Here is a 19299-nt window from a genome sequence, read left to right as displayed (position 1 = left end):
GGAACCGAATCTAGCCTGCCTCCCATGACCGACGACATCGTCCTGGACACCACGATCAACGAGCCGTCCATGACGGCCGGCGAGGTCGAGATGCTGCTGTTCGCCCTCGACCGCTCGCGCGCCACGTTCGCCTGGAAGTGCGGCGGGCTCGACGCGGCGGGCCTGAACCGCACGCAGCCGCCGTCCACGCTGACCCTTGCCGGCCTGCTCAAACACATGGCGGCGGTCGAGGAGCGATACACGATCGACTTCACCGGCGACGCGCCCGGCCCGCCGTTGAACGTGCCCGAGGCCGCCGACCCGGGATGGGTCTGGCGCAGTGCGGCCGACGACACGCCCGCCGAGCTCTACGGCCTGTGGCAGGGCGCGGTGGACCGCTCGCGGGCGGCGCTGGGCAAGGCCCTGGCCGACGGCGGGCTCGACCAGCCGGCGAAGTACACGGCGGCGGCCGACGGCACGTCGCCGAACCTGCGCCGCATCGTGGTGGACCTGCACGACGAGTACGCCCGCCACGTCGGCCACGCCGACCTGCTCCGCGAGGCCGTCGACGGGCTCACCGGGGAGGACCCGCCGCAGTGACGCCGACCCCCGGTGACTCAGGCGGGCAGGCGCGCGCCCCGCGGCAGCCAATCGGGGTCGAGTTCGAAGACGAAGCGGTATCCGTCGTCGTGGTCCGCCGGCCCGAGCCTCTCGATCGGGCCGGCGGGCATGCCGTCGACGAACTGCTGCCGGTACTCGATCCCGGCGTGCCGGCGGTACACACTCACCCAGAGGCTCAGGAGCGCTGCGAGGCCCAAGCCGTAGATCCTGTCCGGCCCGAACAATCCGTGCCTGACGAGTTCGTCGACGTCGAGTTCCGGGACGTCGTCAGTCCGCACCGTCATGGAGAACTGCCGCGGCCCCTCGACGGCCACCGCGTCTCCGCGGGATGAGAGCGCGCTCAGCAGCTTCGACATCAGGTCAGGATCGGTGCGGTTCGCGCTGAAGAACCTGCGTGTTGACTCCCTCACGAGGCGAACAGGGGGGATCGACACCAATCGCAAGCCTTCGTACGTGGGCCGCCCGGCGCTGTCGAGCACGACAGGGCTGCGCACGCTGCGCCAGCGTTCGCGGTCATGCGGCAGGCCGGCCGCAGCGAACGCCTCGGCAGCTCGGGTGTTGCCGGCTTTCCAGAGTTCGTCCCGGGAAGCGAGCGCCTCGGCGAAAGCAATCTGCTCCCCCGTCGCGGTGCCGTCCTCGACCAGTCCGGCGGGAAAGGCGCGGCGCAGGTAGGGCCCGGACTCGACCGCGAACGAGTCGAAGCCGCGCAGGTCGGCCGCTGCCAGGGCCGCGTGGAACAACCGCCCGAAGTCGCCGACCCGCTCGCAGACAGTCCGGATCAGCACCCGGTGCGGCCCTTCCTGCAACTGGGGCGGGCACATCACGCGGTACGCCGGTGCCACGAACGGTTCGGTGAACGAGTGGTCGAACGCGCGTGGATGTTCGGCGGCTCGAAGCAGCACCTCGGTCGCCTCGGCGTCGTCGGCCAGCGCCGGCGCGAGCGCGGCACAGGTGCGAACCGCCAGTCGCGAATCGTCGAGCCAGTCCCGTGGCGCGACGCCGAGCTCTCCCAGGCCGAGGACCAGGCCGGCACAGTCGTGGCGATCGGCGGTGTGCCGTGCGGTCTCCTGGTGATAGGCGATCACCTCGGGTCGGCGGTCCGCGAGTTCAGGGTGCCGGACCAGCATCGCCGTCGCGGCTGCGGCCATCACCCGGGTTCGCGCGGGCCAGGCGGCCGGAATCGGCCACACCGCCGCGAAGACCTGCGGCAGCAGGCCGAAGGAGTCCACGACCGCGTTGTGCAGCAGCACCCTTCCGGGACCGTCGCCGTCCGACCATTCGTGCACGGCAGGTGGGCTGGGGTGTGCCAGGTGGCCGGCGAGCCAGTCCTGGACATTGCCGTCGACAGCGGCGTGATGCCTGACCTCCTCCGCGTCTGCCGTCACCCTCGCGATCTCGCGCAGCAGGAACAGGACACCGGGCCGGATCGTATGGTCGCCTGCGCCGAGGGCCGGGTCGTGGAGCGCCGACACCAGATGGCGTACGGCCTTGGGCGTCGCGGGGGTGAGGCGGCCGCCGGCGAACACCCGTGGCCACAGCGCGGCGAAAGCCTCACCGGCGGCGTCGGAGTCCGAGCCGCACAGCGCGGTGAGGATCGCCGGAAGGTCGCCGGCCGGCCCGAGCGCGTGGAACAGCCGCTCCCAGCCGGTCCCGTCAGCGATAGCCATCAGCGGAGGGTACGCGTCACACCGCCGCTGTGGTTGCCGGATGGATCTGGTCGAGGCGGCTCCCGAGCAGACCCACCGGCTGCGGTCCGAGGTGCTCGCCTGGGCGTCGCCCGCGATCCGGATCGACGACGGCGCGGAGCATCTGGCGCTGGTCGACGGCGCGGCCGTGATCGGCGCGGTATCGCATGTGACGTGGCCGTGTCCCGACGAACCCGGGGTCCCGGCGCGCTATTTCTGGGCGATGGCGGTCGACTGCGCGTACCAGCGCCGTGGTTGTGGGCGGCGGCTGCTGGCCGCGGTCGCCGACCGGGCCCGCACCCAGGGTGAACGTGTGATGTGGGCTGACGCCCGCGAGTCCGCCGTCGGCTTCTACCTCGCCTGCGGGGCGCGGGTCGCGGGCGACCCGTACGTGGACGAGGGCACCGGCCTGTCGGTCCGCCACGTCGTTTTCAGGCTGGACGGTTGATCGGCGGGCCCTGCGCCAGGCCGGGCCCGCCGATCCCGGGATCAGACGCGGGTGAGGGAGAAGTCGTCGAGCTGGATCCCCACGCGCGCCGGGGTGCTGGCGGGGCTCACCGTCGCGCACACCCGCGGCGACCTGTACCGGGCGGCGCTGGAGGCGACGGGGTTCTGGCAGGACGGCGTGCAGGTGTTCTGGGACGAGTTGTGCTCGACCGGAGCCGAACGTGTCCCCGGCGACGAACCAGATCCGACCGATATTCACCGCTTATGCGCGGCGGGGATCTCTGTGCCCGCGGTCGTGGGCAGCCGGTGGGGCGCGCCTGCGGTTACCATCTCCGCTGTGCTGACGGGGATGTCGTGGCTGAACGAACCGGGTGAATGGTCACAGGAAGGCGACGTGCTGCGCGCCGTCACCGAGTCGAGAACGGACTTCTGGCGCAGGACGTTCTACGGCTGGGTCACCGACAACGGGCACTTCTACCACCGGCCGGTGACCGGCGACTTCACCGCCGAGGTCGTCGTGTCCGCCACGCACACGACGCTGTTCGACCAGGCCGGCATGATGGTCCGGGCCGACGCGGGCAACTGGCTGAAGACCGGCCTGGAGGTCACCTCCGGCACCGTGCACGTCAGCACGGTGTACACCCGCGAGTTCTCCGACGTGTCGATGGTGCCGGTGCCCGGTCACCACGGTGAGATGGCGATGCGGGTGACCCGGTTCGGCGAGGCCCTGACCGTGCACTTCCGCAGCCCCGACGGCATGTGGCGGCTGGCCCGCCTCGGCTACCTCGACCTGCCGGAGACCGTCGATGTCGGCCTCATGTGCTGCTCGCCGGAGCGCGCGGGCCTGCAGGCCACGTTCCGCGACCTCCGGATCGGACCGCCGATCTCCCGGGAGAACCTCGAATAGCCGGGAACCGTCAACCTCGGAAGGCCCGGGCGAGCGCCAACGGCACCTCGCCCCACCTGCCCACCAGCGCCTCACGCAGCTCGCCGGCGAACGCGGCGATCTCCGGCAGCGCCGAGGTGCGCCGAGCGAGGTCGAGGCGGTGCAGCAGCAGCGCGCGCCGCCGGGGCGAGTCCAGCCCCTTCGCGGCGGCCGGGTCCGCGGCGAGGGTCTGCGGCAGGAACCACGACGAGTACAGCGCCGCCCACAGGACCGTGGCCGAGGCGAGGTCGCGGTCGAACTCCGGCGTGCTCACGTACGGCAGGTGGGCGGCCATCGCCTCGCGGTAGCGGGCCACCGCCCGGTCGGCGACGTCGTCCGGCAGCCGCCAGGAGCACCAGCACGACGGCCACGGCACCCGCAGGTAGGCGACGTCCCAGGCAATGTGCCGCCACTCGGCGTGCTCGAAGTCGATCAGGGCGAGCCCGTCTCGGGTGAGCACGTTGTTGTCCGGGCAGGCGTCGCTCGGCGACAGCGCCGACACGGCGTCGTCGTCGAGCCGGGCCGCCTCGGCTCGGAACGCGTCGGCCAGGGACTGCGGCACGGCGACACCGAGCGGCCCGCACGCCTCCCGCAGGCCGGTGATGTTCTGGTCGAGTTGGGCCGCGACCGAGGTCATCGGCGCGGAACCCGGCTGGGCGCGGGCGTCCAGCTCGGCGCGGAAGGCCTCCCGCAATCCTGCTGTCGTCCGGTGCACGGCGGCGATCGCGTTGGCCCAGGCGTACACGGCGGACTCGGCGGCCGACGGGTCCGTGCCGAGCAGGGCGTCGGCCACGTTCGTGCCGGTGCCGAGGTCGGACATGACGATGACCGGCGGGACCGGCCCGGCGGCGAGCAGCCGCGGCGCCGGTGTGCCCGGGGGCAGCACCGCGAGGGCGGCCGACTCGCGCGCCCAGCTCTCCGGATGGAGGAAGGTCTTCACGATCACGGTCGTCGGCGGCTCGCCCGGTCGCGTGATCCGTGCCCGGCGGACCGCGGACCGGCTGCTGCCACCCAGGGCGTCCACCGGGGAGACGGTCACACCGGGCAGCAGGGCGCGTACTTCGTCCAGTTCGTCGGTCACCGCGCCAAGCTACCGCGCGCCTCACCCCGGCGCAGCCGGAAAACGCGGGCCGGCGGCCCGGGTCGGGTCAGGACGTCAGTCCGTGGTCGCGGGCGTAGACGGCGGCCTGGGTCCGGTCGCGCAGGCCGAGGCGGTCGAGGATACGCGACATGTGGTTCTTCACGGTGCCCTCGCTCAGATGCAGCTCACGGCCGATCTCGCGATTGGTCATCCCCTGCGCAACCAACCGCAGGATGTCCGTCTCGCGGACACTCAGCGCGACGGCAGGTGTGCGCCGCGGGACGGCGGCGGTCAGCCGCGCCGCGACGGCCGGGTCGAGCGGGAGCACGCCCGCGTGGGCCAGCTTCACCGCGGCGGCCAGGTCCCGGGACGGCAGGTCCTTGAGCAGGTATCCGGCCGCGCCCGCCTGCAGCGCCCGCACCACGTAGTCCTGGTCGTCGAACGTGGTCAGCATGACCACCCGGCACGCGGGCAGTTTCGCCGACAGCACCGCCACCGCCGCCACACCGTCCATGCCCGGCATGCGCACGTCCATCAGCACCACGTCGGCGCCGGTGCGCAGGGCGACCTCGACCGCCTCACGGCCGTCGCCCGCCGTCCCGACGACCTCGACACCGTCCTGGATGCCGAGCAGCGACGCGATCCCCTCCCGGATGAGCCGCTGGTCGTCGACCACCACCACCCGTGTCGTCACAGCGGCACCGTCACTTCGATCCGGGTGCCCGACGCGGCTTCGCTGCGCACCTCGACCACTCCCCCGACGCCGCGGACCCTGCGACGCATACCGCGCAGCCCGAAGCCTTCACGGTCCGCGGTGAAACCGGGGCCGGTGTCGGTGACCGTCAGCAGCGCCCGATCCGAACCCAGGTCGGCGTACACCTCGACGACGCCGTCCCCGGCGTGCCGCCGGGCGTTGGTGATCGCCTCCTGCGCTGCGTGGAACAGCGAGCGCAGCACCGGTTCGGGGTAGCGGCTCTCGTCCCCGGCGAACCTGAGCACGACCGTGTCCGTGCACAGTTCGCGCAGCGCCGTGCCGAGGTGGAAGTCCCACGAACGCACCGAGGTGCGCACCTCGGTCAGCGCACGCCGGGCCGAGCTGCTCGCGTCGGCGAGGGCCCGCTGCGCGGCCTGCGGGTCGCGCTCGCGGAACGCCTCCGCCTTCTCCAGCAGCACGATGACGGCGGTCAGGTGATGGCCCAGGTCGTCGTGCAGGTCGCGGGCGAGCCGCTGCCGTTCGGCCGCCGCGGACAGCTCGGCGATACGTTCCCGGCCCCGGCGCTCCTCCACGGCCACCGCCGCCATCGCGATGGCCAGGGCGATCGCCAGGACCAGCATGAGCAGGTCCGACACCTGCTCGCTGTCGGACGTCCAACCCGGGCGGCGCAGCTGCAGGACCGTGGCGACCCCGGCCAGGCAGACCGTGCCGAGTGTGATGGCCGCCGTCCGGCCGAAGGCGAAGTACGCGGTGAACGGCAGCAGGGCCAGCAGCACGCGGGACAGGCCCGATCCGTCGGCCCAGACGACGGCGGCGATCAGGGCGATGCGGCCGAGCAGGGCGATCAGGTCGTGCCGCACGAACTCCAGCGCGAACAGCGCGCCCATGCCGCCGAGGAACAGCGGCAGCCGGGTGTCGCCGATGCCGACCAGCCAGGCGTGCAGCCCGGCGGCCAGGACCGCCGTGTACAGCACCGGCGACACCCACCGGACGGAACGGTCAGGGTTCACGGGTCGAGGGTACGGCCCACACGGCGGCGGACAGCCACACCAGCGAAGCCGCTGCCGCGATGTGCGCGGCGCTGCTGAGCAACGAGTCCGGCAGCGGGGCGAGCGCGGCGAGCATGACCAGCGAGACGATGTAGCCCGCCGCCGCGACCCGGGGCAGCACCCGTGCCCGCAACATGGACACTCCGAACAGGACGCTGCCCGCGATGAAGACCATGAAGGCCGCGCCGAGCCCGGCGACGAAGCTGGTCACCGTGGTCTCCCCGGTGAACGGCTCCACCACACCCGGCACGCCCAGCGACAGCGCGAGGATGACTCCGCAGACCGCGCCGAAGCGCGACAACCATGGCATTGACATGCGGCGCACGGTAGGCAGGCCGTTGGTCACTTCGGCAGTGCCGACCGTCCCCTGTTCACGGACCCGTGCCGGCTGGACGGTCTGCCAGCGCGCGGACGAGTTCGACGACCTCGTGCGGGGTGTCGGTGATGGAGAAGTGGGCCGCGCCGGAGATGGTCTTGAGCGTCACATGCGGGGCCGCGGCGATGGCGGCCTGTTCCTGCGCCGTGAAGCCGACCTCGTCGCGGTCGCCGCGGCCGACCCACACCGTGTTGCCCGTGCCGGCGAGCCGCGAGGCGAGGTCGCCGTGGCGGCGCAGGTTGTCGAAGAAGCCGGCGACCAGCCGCCGGTTGGCGGCGTGCGGGTTGCGTTTCATCTGCGCGAACAGCTCGTTGAAGCGGTCCGAGGGCAGCCGGTCGCGCATGCCCTTCTTCAGGGTCGGGTTGATGCCGAGCCAGACCAGCGTGCCGACCACCGGGACGTGGCCGGCCTCGTCGAGGGCGATCAGGTCGTGCTCCTCGTCGTCGCGGGAGAAGGACGGCGACAGCAGCAGCAGGCGGCCCGGGTAGTCGCCGCGGGCGGCGATCTCGATGCCGACGTTGGCGAAGTACGAGTGCCCGACGATCACGTCGACGGCCTCGCGGGCGGCGAACTCCTCGACCAGGTCGGCGTAGCGTTCGATCGAGTAGTCGAACCCGGACGGCACGGGGCGGCCGGCGAATCCGGGCGGGTCGGCTGCCATGGCGAGCACACCCGCCTGGGCCAGCGCGGGATCGGCCAGCATGGCCGTGTAGAACTCGGCGGTGCAGAACAGGCCGGGCAGCATGAGCACCCGGTGCCGGACCGTGGCGGGCTCGTTCTCGATGATCGCCCAGCCGTCCTGCTCGCGCCGCCGCAGCGGCTGGTGCTGTGTCGCGGTCACGGCACTCCTCCCGTACCCCCATCTTGATCTTAGTTGGACGGTCTCGGCCGGGTGCGCGTTTCCGCAGTTCCGGGACGGTGACGGGTCGTAGGCTGCGGGCATGGGCGGGGCAGCGGGCAGGGCGCGGGACGAGGAGGCGATCGGCGCGGTGCTGACGCGCCTGGCGCAGGCTTTCGCGGGCCTGTCCGCCGACGGCGTCGCCGAGCTGTACACCGCGGACGCCGACTGGACGAACGCGTTCGGGACCAGCCGCACGGGCGGCGCGCAGATCGCGGCGTACCTGGCAGACCTGTTCGCCGACCCGCACTTCGCGGCGGGCCGCCCGCTCGGGCCGCCGCAGGTCGAGCTGCGCCGGCCGACTGCGGACGTGGCGGTGGTGAAGACCTATCTCGAACGTGAGGGGCAGCAGCGCGCCGACGGGTCGACCATGCCCGTGCGGCGCGACTTCTCCCTGAAGGTGCTCGTACGGGAGCCCGACGGCTGGAAGATCGCGTCCGACATGTACATGGACGCCCGCGACGACAGCACCCTGCCCGGCAGGTCCTGACCGCGCTCAGGCGGCGGACGCCCCGGCCGCCTGCGCGGCGGCTTTCACGTGCTCGGGATACCAGGCGGTGAACTTGAAAGCACCGGCCAGCAGCGCGATCGGGATGATCCAGTTCAGCCACGCGGAGCCGCCGTTCTCGGGCTGAGCGAGGAAGCCGAGCACCGCGCAGACGGCGAACACCAGCCCCCAGACCAGGGTCAGCATCCGGTTGACGTGTTTGAACCGGGGTGAGGACCAGAACTGCTGCGGCACCTGCTCGCGGGCGTACTGCTCGGTGAACGGCGTGAACGCCAGCGAGCCGAGCACGACCACGGCCAGCACCGTGCTGGAGATCGCCTGCGCGTACTGCTCCAGCCACAGCAGCCGGCTGTGGTCGAGCACCAGCCCGGCGACGGTGAGCGCGCCGAAGAACAGCACCGAGACGACCTCCAGCAGCTTGATCCGGCCGTGCTCGTGGGACGGGATCAGCAGGATCAGCGCGGCCACCAGCGCGCCGCCGGCGGCGAACTCCCACGTGCTCGGCCCGCTCACCACCCAGAAGATGATCCACGGCACGAAACCCCGGAACGTCTTAGCCCCCATTGTCCAAATTTCCCACATCCCCGTGGACTGAGTGATCGATTCCGGATCTCCCGATCGGACGGCGCTCGCCTGCAACAAATCTGCAAACGCCAACCCTTGCCAATCGGCAAGCGCTTTCCAGAGACTGGGACGCATTGACGTTCCGGGTTCTTCTCCGGGCGAGGGCCCGTCGTCCCGCCCCTGCGGCGTGGGTCCGCACGGCCGTGCGCTCGCACCACGCCGCTCCAGCATGGGAGACAGATGAGAGTCACATCATTGGCCCTGGGCGTCGCCCTGGCCGTCGGCGCGGTGCTCGCGCTGCCCGCGCCCATGGCCGCCGCCGCGCCGACCCGCCATGAGGCCGAGACGTCGCCCGCCGTCTGCGTCGGCACCGTCGACAGCAACTGGGCCGGGTTCTCCGGCTCCGGCTTCTGCAACGGCACCAACAGCACCAGCGGATACGTGCAGTTCACGGTGACGGCAGCGGCCGCGGGCAGCGCGACGCTCGGTGTCCGCTTCGCCAACGGCACCACGACCGCGAGGCCGGCCGCCCTGGCCGTGAACGGCGCGACCGTGCAGACCGTGTCCTTCGAGGGCACCGGCACCTGGGACGCCTGGACCACCAAGACGCTGACGGTGAACGTCAACGCCGGCAGCAACACCGTCCGCCTCACCCCGACCACGTCCACCGGCCTGGCGAACGTCGACTACCTGGAGTTCGAGGCCGGCTCCACCCCGCCGCCGACGACGGCGCTTTACGTGGCGACCGGCGGCAACGACGCGAACGCGGGCACGCTGAGCGCCCCGCTCAAGACCATCCAGCGCGCGATCGACCTGGTCCAGCCCGGGTACACGATCTACGTGCGCGGCGGGACGTACGCGCCGAGCACGAACGTGCAGATCCTCAAGAACGGCACGTCGAGCCAGCCGATCGTCCTGCGCAACTACGGCAGCGAGAAGGTGGTGCTCGACGGCGAGAACATGTCGTACACCCCGGGTGCGGTGGACTCCACCATCCCCCGCTCCGAGCGCGGCGCGATCCACATCGAGGGCGACTGGTGGCGCATCATCGGCCTGGAGATCATCCACGGGCCGTACGCCGTCTTCGGCCTGGACACGAACAACAGCGTGTTCGAGCGGCTGATCACCCGCGACAACTACGAGAGCGGCCTGCACCTGCAGGGCTCGTCCAGCAACAACCTGATCCTGAACCTGGACAGCTACGGCAACCGCGACCCGCGCAAGAACGGCGAGAGCGCCGACGGCGTGGCCATCAAGGAGGGCTCCGGCAGCGGGAACGTGGTGCGCGGCGCGCGGCTGTGGAACAACTCCGACGACGGGCTCGACTTCTGGATGTTCTCCTCGCCGATCCTGCTGGAGAACAGCCTGTCCTGGGGCAACGGCTTCAACCGGTGGAACCTGCCGAACTACACCGGCGACGGCAACGGGTTCAAGCTCGGCGGCAACGCGGTGTCCGCGAGCCACACCGTACGCAACAGCATGACCTGGGACAACGCGGTCGGTGGTTTCATCGACAACAACAATCCCGGCCAGCATGTGATCGACCGCTGCACGGCCTGGGACAACCCCGGGACCGGGTTCAACGTCAACCGCTCGGACAGCACGCTGACCAAGAACCTCGCGATGGCCAACGGGACGGCCGTGTCGCTCGGCTCCAACTCCAGCGGCTCGGGCAACTCGTGGGACCTCGGCGGCACCTGGTCGCCGCAGAGCACCGACCCGAGCACGATCACCGGGACCCGCGCCTCCGACGGTTCGATCCCCTCCTCCACGTTCCTGCGTCCGGCCAACGGCGCGGACGTCGGGGCACGCTTCTGATCCGCGGTAGACCGGCGGGCCGCCCGGTGCCCCCCGGGCGGCCCGCCCACCGCACGTCTGGACGTACCGGATAAATCAGCCGAACCGGTAATCACGACAGCAGATTCGTATATCTCCACATTGGAGATTTATTGACATCGTGATGCCGGTGGCGGGACGGTCCGCCGCATCCCCCTCGGGAATCGACGGAGGTTCCACAAGTGATGATCAACCGAAGGCGCGCCGCGGCCGCGCTCGCCGCGCTCGGCCTGCTCGCCACCACCCTGGTCGGCGCGGCGGGACCGGCCTCCGGCGGGTTGCCGCCGCGCTGGGTGGGCACCTGGGGCACCGCGCTGACCGCGCCGAGCCTGGCCAACACCGGCAGCTCGCTCAACGGCTTCACCGACCAGTCGATCCGCCAGCTCGTGCGGGTCTCCCTCGGCGGCCAGAAGGTCCGGCTGCGCTTCACCAACGCGTACGGCACGCAGCCGCTGACCATCGGCCACGCCACCGTCGGCCTGCCCGCCGCACCCGGCTCGCCCACCCTGCAGCCGGGCAGCCTGCGCGAGGTCACCTTCAACGGCAGCGCCTCCACCGTGGTGTACAAGGGCGCGGAGGTACTCAGCGATCCGGTGGACCTGCCCGTCGCCGCCTCCCAGGACCTGGCGGTGACGCTCTACCTGCCGACCGCGACCGGTGCGACGTCGTGGCACTGGACCGCCCGGCAGACCTCGTACGTCTACGCGGGCGACCGCGCCGGCGACGTCGACGGCAGCGGCCAGACCGCCGCCTACAACCACTTCTACTACCTGGCCGGGATCGAGGTGCTCACCCCGACCGGCCTGGGCACGGTGGTGGTGCTCGGCGACTCGATCAGCGACGGGTCGGGCTCCACGCTCGGCGCGAACACGCGCTGGCCGGACTACCTGGCGAGCCGGATCACCGGCACCTGGCCCGCGCTGGCCGACCCGGGCGTGCTCAACCTGAGCCTGGCCGGCAACCAGGTGACCCGCGACGGGTCGACCCTCAACTCCCCCGCTCTCGGTGACAGCGCCCTGGCCCGCCTCGACGACGACGTGTTCAGCCAGCCCGGCGTACGCACCGTCATCGTGGAACTCGGCATCAACGACGTGCACCTGTCCGGCTACCCCGCCGACCGGATCATCGCCGGGCTGCGCCAGCTCGCGATCCAGGCCAAGGACCGCGGGCTGCGGGTCGTGGTGGCCACGCTCGGCCCGTTCGAGGGCTACTCGTCCTGGACGGCCGACAAGGAGGCCGTCCGCCAGGCGGTGAACGCGTGGCTGCGCGGCGACAACGAGTTCGACGGGCTGCTCGACTTCGACCAGGTCCTGCGCGACCCGGCCGCGCCGAGCAAGGTCCTGCCCGCGTACGACAGCGGCGACCACATCCACCCGAACGACACCGGCGCGCAGGCCTTGGCCGCGGCCGTGCCGCTGTGGCTGCTGTGACCCGATGACGCCGGATTTCGCGCGGAATAACGGCCTCCACCGGCTTTGATGGCATGCAACAAATCTGCACATGCACATACTTGATACCGGAAAACGCTTACCCGTAGCGTTGGTCCGCGAGGTTCGGTTCCCTGACCGGGACCGAGAAGTGCAGACGGGGGCGGCCGGCATGCCGCCCCCGTCTTCTCCCCGGGACGGTGTGATGGCACAGCTGCTCGCCCTTGTGGAGAAGACCAAGCCCTACCCCCTCGCGGTGGCGGGCCCCGCCGACTTCCGCTGCGAGCCGGTGGCCGCCGTCGATCCGGGCATCGTGCTGACCGAACCCGGCCACAGCCTGTACTGCCTCGACCACGACACCCGCCGCGCCCTGTTCACCAGGACCGACGTCGACCCCTGCGGCGCGCCGTTCTACTTCCAGGCGCAGTACGAGCACGCCACCGGCCTCGTCGCCCTGTCCTACGACGAGCTGCACGCGCTGCCTGTCCCCGGCGAGCCGAGCGGTGTGTTCCTCTACTCCACCGGCCGGTGCGGCTCCACCCTGGTCGGCGCGGCGCTGGCCGAGCACGGCGAGCTGACCGGCCTGTCCGAACCGGACGTGCTCACCCAGCTCGTCACGCTCGCCCCGCGCCTTCGCGAAGCCGAGCTGCGGGACCTGGCTCGCAGCTGCGTTCGGCTGCTGTCGCGGGGACGGCCCGTCGCGATCAAGCCGCGCAGCTTCGTCATCGAACTCGGCGCACTGCTGCATGACGAGTTCCCGCAGTTCGCCGCCGTCTTCCTGTACCGGGAGCCGCTGTCGTGGGCCCGGTCGACCGCACGGGCGTTCGCCGGGTACGACCCCGCGCTGACCACCGACCCGGCGGCCGTGCAGGACCGCCTCGGGCGGCTGATTCCGCTCGTCGCCAGGTGGCGGCAGCGGGTCGGCCGACTGCTGTCCCCCGAGGAGGTCATGGCCTGCCAGTGGGTGGCGCAGCTGGAACGCGCCCTGGCGCTGCGGCACCGGGGCGTCGACGTGTTCACCGCGACCTACGAGGACCTGCTCGCCGACCCGCCGGGCGTGCTCGCGGCGATGTTCGCCCACTGCGGCCTGCCCACCGGGCCGGCCGAGCTGCCGGCCGGGGACTCCCAGGAGGGCACACCCCTGTCCCGGTCGGCCACCTCCGCCCGCAGCGGGCCCGGGTTCGACGAGACCGCGTTCATGCGGACCGTCGCCGAGCTGTGGGTCGAGGCGCTGCGATGACGGCACGTGAACGCCACCGCCGCCCTGGCCCCGTCGCAGCGGGCCGTTGCGACGCCGGCGCGGAGGCGCTGCGATGAGCACTCGCGAGCTGGTCGCGCAGGGCACCCGGCTGTGCGGCCGCATGATCCGGTCCGAGCCGCGGCTGTTCCTCGTCTCGCTGGGCGGGGCGGCCCTGGTGGTGGTGCTGTCGATCGGCAGCGCGTTCGCGATCGGCGCGGTGGTCGCCGACGTGGTCGCGCCGATGCTGGACCGCGGACGGGTCGACGCTGGGCTGCTCGTCGCCGCCGCGGCCGCGCTGCTGGGGCTGAGCGCGCTGAAGGTGCTCGGCATCTTCAGCCGCCGCCTGGGCGCGGTCTACCTGCAGCAGAGCCTGCAGGCCGGGCAGCGCAAGGCGATCGTGCGCAAGTACCTCAGCCTGCCGCCCGCGTGGCACCGCGACAACCCGACCGGGGCGCTGCTGTCCAACGCGTCGTCGGACGTGGACGCGGCGGCGTCGCCCGCCGGCAGTCTCGCCTACGCGGTCGCGACGGTGTTCCTGCTGGCCGGGGCGCTGACCGCGCTGTTCGCCGTCGACTGGACGCTCGGACTGGTCGGCCTGGTCGTGTTCCCGGGTCTGGTCACAGTGTTCGCGGTGTACTCCCGCCGCGTCGCCCCGCGCTACCGGCAGGCGCAGTCGTTGCGGGCGCGGGTGACCGCGCTGGCGCACGAGAGCTTCGACGGGGCGCTGACGGTCAAGGTGATGGGCCGCGCGGATCACCAGACGGCCCGGTTCGCCGAGCAGGTCGGCGAGCTGCGCCGGGCGCTGGTGTCGATCGGCCGGACGCGCGCCTGGCACGACCCGGTCATCGACGCGCTGCCCCACGTCGGCACGGTCGCGGTGCTGGTCGTCGGCGCGTGGCGGTGCGAGCAGGGCGCGCTCGACCTGAGCGACCTCACCGCGGCGGCGTTCCTGTTCGCGCTGATGGACATGCCGATCCGTGCGATCGGCTGGCTGCTGGGCGCGCTGCCCCGGGCCGTCGCGGGGTCGGAGCGGGTGGACCGGGTGCTCGCCGCAGCGGACGACGCCCCGCCCGGCACGGCCACCCTCGGCAGCGAGCGGGCCGAACTGCGGTTGCGGCAAGTGGGCGTACGCAACCTGACCGAGGTGTCGTTGCGGGTCGGGCCGGGCCGGGTCGTCGCGCTGGTCGGGCCGACCGGCTGCGGCAAGTCGACCGTCGCGGCCGTCGCCGCCCGGCTGCTGCACCCGGAGTCGGGATCGGTGCTGCTCGGCGGGGTGGACGTGCGGGAGCTGACGGCCGCGGCGTACGCGGCGGCGGTGGCGTACGTGCCGCAGGTGCCGTTCCTGTTCGCCGACAGCGTGCGCGGCAACGTCGCCCTCGGCCGGCCCGGCGTCGACGACACCGCGATCTGGCAGGCGCTGGCGGTGGCCCGCGCCGACGACTTCGTGCGGCTGCTCCCCCAGGGCCTGGACACCGGGCTCGGCGAGCGCGGCGCGGCCCTGTCCGGCGGCCAGCGCCAGCGCATCGCGCTGGCCCGCGCCCTGGCCGGCGGCCCGCGGCTGCTGGTGCTCGACGACGCCACCAGCGCCGTCGACCCGGTCGTCGAAGCCGACGTCGTCGCGGGACTGCGCGCGGCTCCCGGCGGACCGGCGATGCTCGTCGTCGCGACCCGCCGCCCGACGATCGCGCTCGCCGACGAGGTCGTCTACCTCGACCGGGGCCGGGTCGAGGCGTGCGGCACACACCACGAGCTGATGCGGTCGGCGCCCGGCTACCGGGACCTGCTGGCCGCCTACGACCGGCGGGAGGCGGCATGAGCGGCGGCGGCATGTGGGACACGTTGCGGCGGGCACTGCGGCTGTCGCCGGAACTGCGGCGGGGCCTGGCCGTCACGCTGCTGCTCGCGGTGGGCATGACCGCGGGCCGGGCCGCGGTGCCGGTCGCGGTGCAGCGCGGCATCGACGACGGGCTGCGCGGCCCCGGCGGACCGGACGCCGGGGTGGTCGCGGTGATCGGCGCGGCCGGGCTGGCCGTGCTGGCACTGTCGATGATCTGCGGGTACGCGATGATGCTGCGCCTGTTCGACGTCAGCGAGTCGGCGCTGGCGGCCGTACGGGTGAAGGTGTTCGGGCACGTGCACGACCTGCCGGTGCTGCGGGTCGGCGCGCAGCAGCGCGGCGCGCTGGTCGCGCGGGCGACGTCCGACGTGGACCAGATCACCTCGTTCCTGCAGTGGAACGGGGTGGTCCTGTTCATCTGCGTCGGGCAGACACTGGTCACCGGGACGGTCATGTTCCTGTACTCGTGGCCGCTGGCGCTGGTGGTCCTGGCCGTGTTCGCGCCGGTGGGGTGGGTCGTGCGGGCCGCGATGCGGGACCTCGCCGACGCGTACGGAACGGTGCGGCAGCGCTCGGCGGAGATGCTCGCGGTCGTGTCGGAGAGCGTCGTCGGCGCGGAGGTGATCCGCTCCTACGACGCGTCGGCCCGCACCGTCGCCCGCCTCGACGAAGCCGTCGACGCCCACCGGCTGGCCTCGCAGCGGGCGTCGCGGCTGACGGTCACGGCGTACTCCGCCGGTGAGATCGCGACCGGTGTGGCCATGGCGGCGACGGCAGCCGTCGGCGTGCTGCTGGGCGTCGGCGGGCGGATGACGGTCGGCGAGATCGCCGCGTTCCTGTTCCTGGTGGCCCAGTTCGCGCTGCCCGCGCAGGTCGCCGGGGAGATGCTGAACGGGCTGCAGAACGCGGTCGCGGGGTGGCGGCGGGTCCTCGACATCCTCGACGTCGAACCCGACGCCGCCGACCACGCCGAAGCGGTCGACCTGCCGCCGGGGCCGATCACGGTGACCCTGCGCGGGGTCGGGTTCACCTACCCGGACACGTCGGCGCAGGTGCTGCGGGACGTGGACCTGGAGATCGCCGCGGGTGCTCGGGTGGCGGTCGTCGGGCAGACGGGGGCGGGCAAGACCACGCTGGCGAAGCTGGTCGCCCGGCTGGCCGAACCGAGCCGGGGTCAGGTGCTGCTGGCGGGGGTGCCGCTGGACCGAGTGCGGCTGGGGTGCCTGCGCGAGCGGGTGGTGATGGTGCCGCAGGAGGGGTTCCTGTTCCGGGGCACCCTGGCCGACAACATCCGGTTCGGGCGGGCGCTCGGTGACGTCGAGGTGGCTGAGGTGCTGCGCGAGTTGGGCCTGCTGGATTGGGCGGCCGGCCTGCCCGAGGGGCTGGACACGGTGGTGGGTGAGCGTGGCGAGGGGCTCAGCGTCGGCGAGCGGCAGTTCGTCGCGGTCGCGCGGGCCCATGCTGCGGGCGCTGACCTGCTGATCCTGGACGAGGCGACCAGTGCGGTGGACCCGGCGACGGAGGTGCGGCTGCGGGAGGCGATGGACCGGGTGTCGCGTGGGCGGACCACGATCACGATCGCGCACCGGCTGGCCACGGCGCGCGGGGCCGACGAGGTGATCGTCGTCGACGACGGGCGGGCTGTGCAGCGCGGGCGGCATGAGGACCTGGTCGCGGTCGCGGACTCGCCGTACGCGAAGTTGCACGCCGCCTGGCTGGCGGGCGAGAACGCGCTGGCCTGAGCTATCGGCGGAGTGCGGCTCCGTCCTGCCAGCGGTAGAGGTCGCGGAGAAGGGAGATCTCGGCGCCGTGGTGGATCAGTTCCCGGTTGACGTGCAGGACGGTGACCTCCAGGGGAAGCCGCTCGGGACCTGCCACGGGCGGATTGTCCAGGTCGGCGTCCGACAGCTTGCGGACGCCCGCGTTCCATCGGCCGTACATCTCGTCGAGTTGCTTCAGCGCCTCGTCTGCGGTTCCGGCGTAGGGGAAGGTCTGGTAGTCGACCTCCCGACCACCGAAGTGCCAGGCGACCCGATAGGCCAGGCAGGAGACGATGATGTGCGCCAGCCGCCAGGCGATCGTCGTCACCGGTGCCGGCTCCGGGTCAGGGGACGCGAAGTCCATCGTCCATTCCCCGGAACCCGCCGACATCGGTGCGGTCGACGTGCCGTGTGGGCGGATGCTCCAGCAGCCGGGCACCGGCTCCCAGAAGTACTCCTCGTCAGTAAGGCCGTGCAGCCTCGGCTGCAGGCGCCTCTGCCAGTACCAGTCCAGCTGGTCGGCGATTCGCTCGCTTCTTGTCACCTGCGCACACTACCTACACCGCGGCTGCGATCATGCAGACGCCGTCGCTGGCCGTGGTCCGTGAGGACGTACCGCACTGGGTGAACCGGGGCTGCGGATGTTTGAGGAGTCGAAGACGAGCGTTATCGCACGATCAGGGAAAGATCGTTGACCAGGGCCTCCGTCAGCGCGGGCAACTGGACATCGGCGACGATCGCGCCGCGCAGGGACATGATTTCCCCGACCGTGGAAAGGTCGTTGCCGCGAAGGTCCGCTCCACGCATGTCGCACGCCTCGAAGCGGGTCGACGTGAGCCGGCATTCGTCGAACACGAGCACGTTGAGCTTGCACCTGGTGAACTCGGTTTGGACGACGGAACATCCGATCAGTGCGACAGGGCCCGTGGCCCGTAGGCCGGTGAAGGTCGCGTAATCGAGGCGGCAGTTCTCCAGGACGACATTCTTGAACGTCACTCCGGTCCACTGCGATCCGGCCAGCGTGCAGCCCTTCAACAGGCAGCGGTCGAGTGTGACCCGATCGAACTGCGAGGACGTGAGATCGGCGTCGACGAACCAGGACCGCGAGACTGCCACTCCTCCGAGCTGAGCGCGGGCCCAGGCCTCTCCCCTGATCAGCACCTCAATGAGGTTGGCACCGTCGCGGGGCAGCTCGTCAGCCAGGTCGAGCTCGTCCGGTTCCGCGCCGGGAAGCATCACGGACAGCTGGCGCAGGGTTCGGGTCTCCATCAGACATCACCTATCGCGTTGCTTCGTGGCTCTCGCCTTGTCCGCGCGGGCAACCGGTCGTCGTTCGCGCCGACTTCGCACAAGCACACCAAGGGTGACGCCGATCTGGTAGAAGGTCACGGCTTCGGCTCTCGGTCGTCACATGCCCCGGTGCTCTGCCCACATCCGGGCAGCCTTGGCAACCTCGATCTTCCATCGCTGCGGGTCGGCGGCGCTGATTTCCGCCCATAGGCTCCGGGCGGCGGCGACGAAGGCAGATATCGCCTGGTCGGTGGCGGCCGCAAAGGCGGGCGAGTGCTGGCACCACAGCTCGGCGTCCTTCGGGGTGTGCCCGGCCTGGACGAGCTGCAGGCCGACGCACGCAGTGTCGAACCATGGCGCGGCCAGTGTCGGCCAGGACCAGTCCACGAACTTCGCGGTCCCGTCGACCATGATGTTGTGTCGGTGCAGATCCGTGTGCGCGATGGCCGTTCCGGCGAGCAGTTGGGCGTGGTCACCTGCGTAGTCGCGCCAGCGGTCCTGGGTGGTGCGCAACGTCAGCCCGCGGGGAACCGGGATCGAGGCGAGAAGCTGCAGGCTCGTGGCGATCTTCGGAAGGTCCGGTGAGCCGGGGCTGAGGTCCGCGTGGTGGCCGTCGAGGTACTGGAAGCCGAGCACGTCCCAACCGTCGGCGGCGACATGGAAGGCGAGTGGGGCCGACAGGTGCCGGATGTAGGGATTGATCGCGGCTTCGTTGCTCTGGGTCCAGACGGCCCTCTTGTGGTCGGCGGGGACGCCCTTGAGGAAGTAGCGGTCGTGGGCTGTGTGCAGGACCATGCCGAGCAGGCAGTTGTGCCCAGTGTCGACGTGTTCGGCGCGGACGAGGACCCCCGCCTCGGCCTCGATCAGGCGGCGCAGGCCAGCGGGAAGATCCTGCCATGACACACGCGGGTTCATGGTCTCCTCCACATCGGCGGGGCGGCATCTGGACCTTTGTCACGTAGCCGAACGGAACGCCGCCGAGCTGCGCATACAGAACGCAGCTCGGCGGCCGGGCGACGGTCGCTGAGAGTAGTAGCGCCCGCAGGGCGCGTTCCACTCTG

19 protein-coding genes are annotated in these 19299 nt (G+C 71.8%); 9 read left to right on the top strand and 10 right to left on the bottom strand.

Translation table 11 applies throughout. The features are described 5' to 3' along the window. Window positions 1–24 precede the first annotated feature (24 nt). On the top strand, window positions 25–579 hold the full coding sequence (locus ACFQO7_RS02190) for a mycothiol transferase (protein WP_376804757.1): 555 nt from the start codon (window positions 25–27) through the stop codon (window positions 577–579). Between the two features lie 17 nt (window positions 580–596). On the opposite strand, the gene ACFQO7_RS02185 is transcribed toward ACFQO7_RS02190, so the two are convergent. After that, window positions 597–2126, bottom strand: a complete 1530-nt coding sequence (locus ACFQO7_RS02185) for a hypothetical protein (RefSeq protein ID WP_376804756.1) — start codon at window positions 2124–2126, stop codon at window positions 597–599. 181 nt (window positions 2127–2307) lie between these two features. Here ACFQO7_RS02185 and ACFQO7_RS02180 point away from each other — a divergent pair, with 181 nt between their 5' ends. Together ACFQO7_RS02180 and ACFQO7_RS02175 are read left to right on the top strand one after the other, a co-directional pair. Next, on the top strand, window positions 2308–2733 hold the full coding sequence (locus tag ACFQO7_RS02180; RefSeq protein ID WP_376804755.1) for a GNAT family N-acetyltransferase: 426 nt from the start codon (window positions 2308–2310) through the stop codon (window positions 2731–2733). A 51-nt stretch (window positions 2734–2784) separates the two neighbouring features. Then, window positions 2785–3639 carry a DUF1349 domain-containing protein gene (locus tag ACFQO7_RS02175; protein WP_376804754.1) on the top strand — a complete coding sequence of 285 codons (855 nt, stop codon included), beginning with the start codon at window positions 2785–2787 and terminating at the stop codon, window positions 3637–3639. 10 nt (window positions 3640–3649) lie between these two features. Here ACFQO7_RS02175 and ACFQO7_RS02170 read toward each other — a convergent pair whose 3' ends face one another. From ACFQO7_RS02170 to ACFQO7_RS02150, 5 genes are all read right to left on the bottom strand, one after another. Then, the gene (locus ACFQO7_RS02170; RefSeq protein ID WP_376804753.1) at window positions 3650–4738 is read right to left on the bottom strand and encodes a phosphotransferase; all 1089 of its coding nucleotides are present in this window, start codon (window positions 4736–4738) and stop codon (window positions 3650–3652) included. Window positions 4739–4805: 67 nt separating this feature from the next. Beyond that, window positions 4806–5432: a response regulator gene (locus ACFQO7_RS02165; protein ID WP_376804752.1), complete on the bottom strand. Its 627-nt coding sequence runs from the start codon at window positions 5430–5432 to the stop codon at window positions 4806–4808. Further along, complete coding sequence (locus ACFQO7_RS02160; RefSeq protein WP_376804751.1) at window positions 5429–6463, bottom strand: sensor histidine kinase; 1035 nt, start codon at window positions 6461–6463, stop codon at window positions 5429–5431. The genes ACFQO7_RS02165 and ACFQO7_RS02160 overlap by 4 nt, the downstream gene beginning before the upstream one ends. Further along, window positions 6453–6818 carry a hypothetical protein gene (locus ACFQO7_RS02155; protein WP_376804750.1) on the bottom strand — a complete coding sequence of 122 codons (366 nt, stop codon included), beginning with the start codon at window positions 6816–6818 and terminating at the stop codon, window positions 6453–6455. Before ACFQO7_RS02155 ends, ACFQO7_RS02160 begins: the two co-directional genes overlap by 11 nt. 55 nt (window positions 6819–6873) lie before the next feature. Continuing rightward, the gene (locus ACFQO7_RS02150) at window positions 6874–7719 is read right to left on the bottom strand and encodes an alpha/beta fold hydrolase (protein ID WP_376804749.1); all 846 of its coding nucleotides are present in this window, start codon (window positions 7717–7719) and stop codon (window positions 6874–6876) included. Window positions 7720–7819: 100 nt separating this feature from the next. Between ACFQO7_RS02150 and ACFQO7_RS02145 the strand changes: the two genes are divergently transcribed. Further along, on the top strand, window positions 7820–8266 hold the full coding sequence (locus tag ACFQO7_RS02145) for a YybH family protein (protein WP_376804748.1): 447 nt from the start codon (window positions 7820–7822) through the stop codon (window positions 8264–8266). Between the two features lie 6 nt (window positions 8267–8272). Here the strand turns inward: ACFQO7_RS02145 and ACFQO7_RS02140 are convergent, their stop codons facing one another. Continuing rightward, window positions 8273–8848 (bottom strand): DUF3159 domain-containing protein, encoded by a 576-nt coding sequence (locus tag ACFQO7_RS02140; protein WP_376804747.1) that lies wholly within the window; start codon window positions 8846–8848, stop codon window positions 8273–8275. 240 nt (window positions 8849–9088) lie between these two features. Between ACFQO7_RS02140 and ACFQO7_RS02135 the strand changes: the two genes are divergently transcribed. The 5 genes from ACFQO7_RS02135 to ACFQO7_RS02115 all read left to right on the top strand — a co-directional run bounded on the left by ACFQO7_RS02135 (window position 9089) and on the right by ACFQO7_RS02115 (window position 16930). After that, window positions 9089–10666, top strand: a complete 1578-nt coding sequence (locus ACFQO7_RS02135; RefSeq protein WP_376804746.1) for a right-handed parallel beta-helix repeat-containing protein — start codon at window positions 9089–9091, stop codon at window positions 10664–10666. 203 nt (window positions 10667–10869) lie between these two features. Continuing rightward, window positions 10870–12114, top strand: coding sequence for an SGNH/GDSL hydrolase family protein (locus ACFQO7_RS02130; protein WP_376804745.1), 1245 nt, complete (start codon window positions 10870–10872; stop codon window positions 12112–12114). Between the two features lie 202 nt (window positions 12115–12316). Continuing rightward, window positions 12317–13351: a hypothetical protein gene (locus ACFQO7_RS02125; RefSeq protein ID WP_376804744.1), complete on the top strand. Its 1035-nt coding sequence runs from the start codon at window positions 12317–12319 to the stop codon at window positions 13349–13351. 73 nt (window positions 13352–13424) lie between these two features. Beyond that, entirely contained in the window at window positions 13425–15167 is a 1743-nt protein-coding gene (locus ACFQO7_RS02120; RefSeq protein WP_376804743.1) for an ABC transporter ATP-binding protein, read from the top strand. Continuing rightward, complete coding sequence (locus ACFQO7_RS02115; RefSeq protein WP_376804742.1) at window positions 15164–16930, top strand: ABC transporter ATP-binding protein; 1767 nt, start codon at window positions 15164–15166, stop codon at window positions 16928–16930. The genes ACFQO7_RS02120 and ACFQO7_RS02115 overlap by 4 nt, the downstream gene beginning before the upstream one ends. A 1-nt stretch (window position 16931) precedes the next feature. Here ACFQO7_RS02115 and ACFQO7_RS02110 read toward each other — a convergent pair whose 3' ends face one another. The 3 genes from ACFQO7_RS02110 to ACFQO7_RS02100 form a co-directional block, all read right to left on the bottom strand. Then, a complete protein-coding gene (locus ACFQO7_RS02110) occupies window positions 16932–17492 on the bottom strand; it encodes a DinB family protein (RefSeq protein ID WP_376804741.1) in 561 nt (186 codons plus the stop codon). A gap of 122 nt (window positions 17493–17614) precedes the next feature. Continuing rightward, on the bottom strand, window positions 17615–18217 hold the full coding sequence (locus ACFQO7_RS02105) for a pentapeptide repeat-containing protein (RefSeq protein ID WP_376804740.1): 603 nt from the start codon (window positions 18215–18217) through the stop codon (window positions 17615–17617). Window positions 18218–18355: 138 nt separating this feature from the next. Next, entirely contained in the window at window positions 18356–19165 is an 810-nt protein-coding gene (locus tag ACFQO7_RS02100; RefSeq protein WP_376804739.1) for a protein kinase family protein, read from the bottom strand. Window positions 19166–19299 lie beyond the last annotated feature (134 nt).

It is taken from the genome of Catellatospora aurea (genome assembly GCF_042663325.1).
Taxonomy (GTDB): Bacteria; Actinomycetota; Actinomycetes; order Mycobacteriales; family Micromonosporaceae; genus Catellatospora; species Catellatospora aurea.
This window is presented reverse-complemented; position numbering and strand designations above follow the sequence as displayed.

What these genes read in the sequence shown, in the direction of transcription:
- ACFQO7_RS02190 (WP_376804757.1), top strand. Translation starts at nt 25, where the DNA reads ATGACCGACGACATCGTCCTGGACACCACGATCAACGAGCCGTCCATG.
- ACFQO7_RS02180 (WP_376804755.1), top strand. Translation starts at nt 2,308, where the DNA reads ATGGATCTGGTCGAGGCGGCTCCCGAGCAGACCCACCGGCTGCGGTCC.
- ACFQO7_RS02155 (WP_376804750.1), bottom strand. Translation starts at nt 6,818, where the DNA reads ATGTCAATGCCATGGTTGTCGCGCTTCGGCGCGGTCTGCGGAGTCATC.
- ACFQO7_RS02145 (WP_376804748.1), top strand. Translation starts at nt 7,820, where the DNA reads ATGGGCGGGGCAGCGGGCAGGGCGCGGGACGAGGAGGCGATCGGCGCG.
- ACFQO7_RS02140 (WP_376804747.1), bottom strand. Translation starts at nt 8,848, where the DNA reads ATGGGGGCTAAGACGTTCCGGGGTTTCGTGCCGTGGATCATCTTCTGG.
- ACFQO7_RS02135 (WP_376804746.1), top strand. Translation starts at nt 9,089, where the DNA reads ATGAGAGTCACATCATTGGCCCTGGGCGTCGCCCTGGCCGTCGGCGCG.
- ACFQO7_RS02130 (WP_376804745.1), top strand. Translation starts at nt 10,870, where the DNA reads ATGATCAACCGAAGGCGCGCCGCGGCCGCGCTCGCCGCGCTCGGCCTG.
- ACFQO7_RS02125 (WP_376804744.1), top strand. Translation starts at nt 12,317, where the DNA reads ATGGCACAGCTGCTCGCCCTTGTGGAGAAGACCAAGCCCTACCCCCTC.
- ACFQO7_RS02120 (WP_376804743.1), top strand. Translation starts at nt 13,425, where the DNA reads ATGAGCACTCGCGAGCTGGTCGCGCAGGGCACCCGGCTGTGCGGCCGC.
- ACFQO7_RS02115 (WP_376804742.1), top strand. Translation starts at nt 15,164, where the DNA reads ATGAGCGGCGGCGGCATGTGGGACACGTTGCGGCGGGCACTGCGGCTG.
- ACFQO7_RS02105 (WP_376804740.1), bottom strand. Translation starts at nt 18,217, where the DNA reads ATGGAGACCCGAACCCTGCGCCAGCTGTCCGTGATGCTTCCCGGCGCG.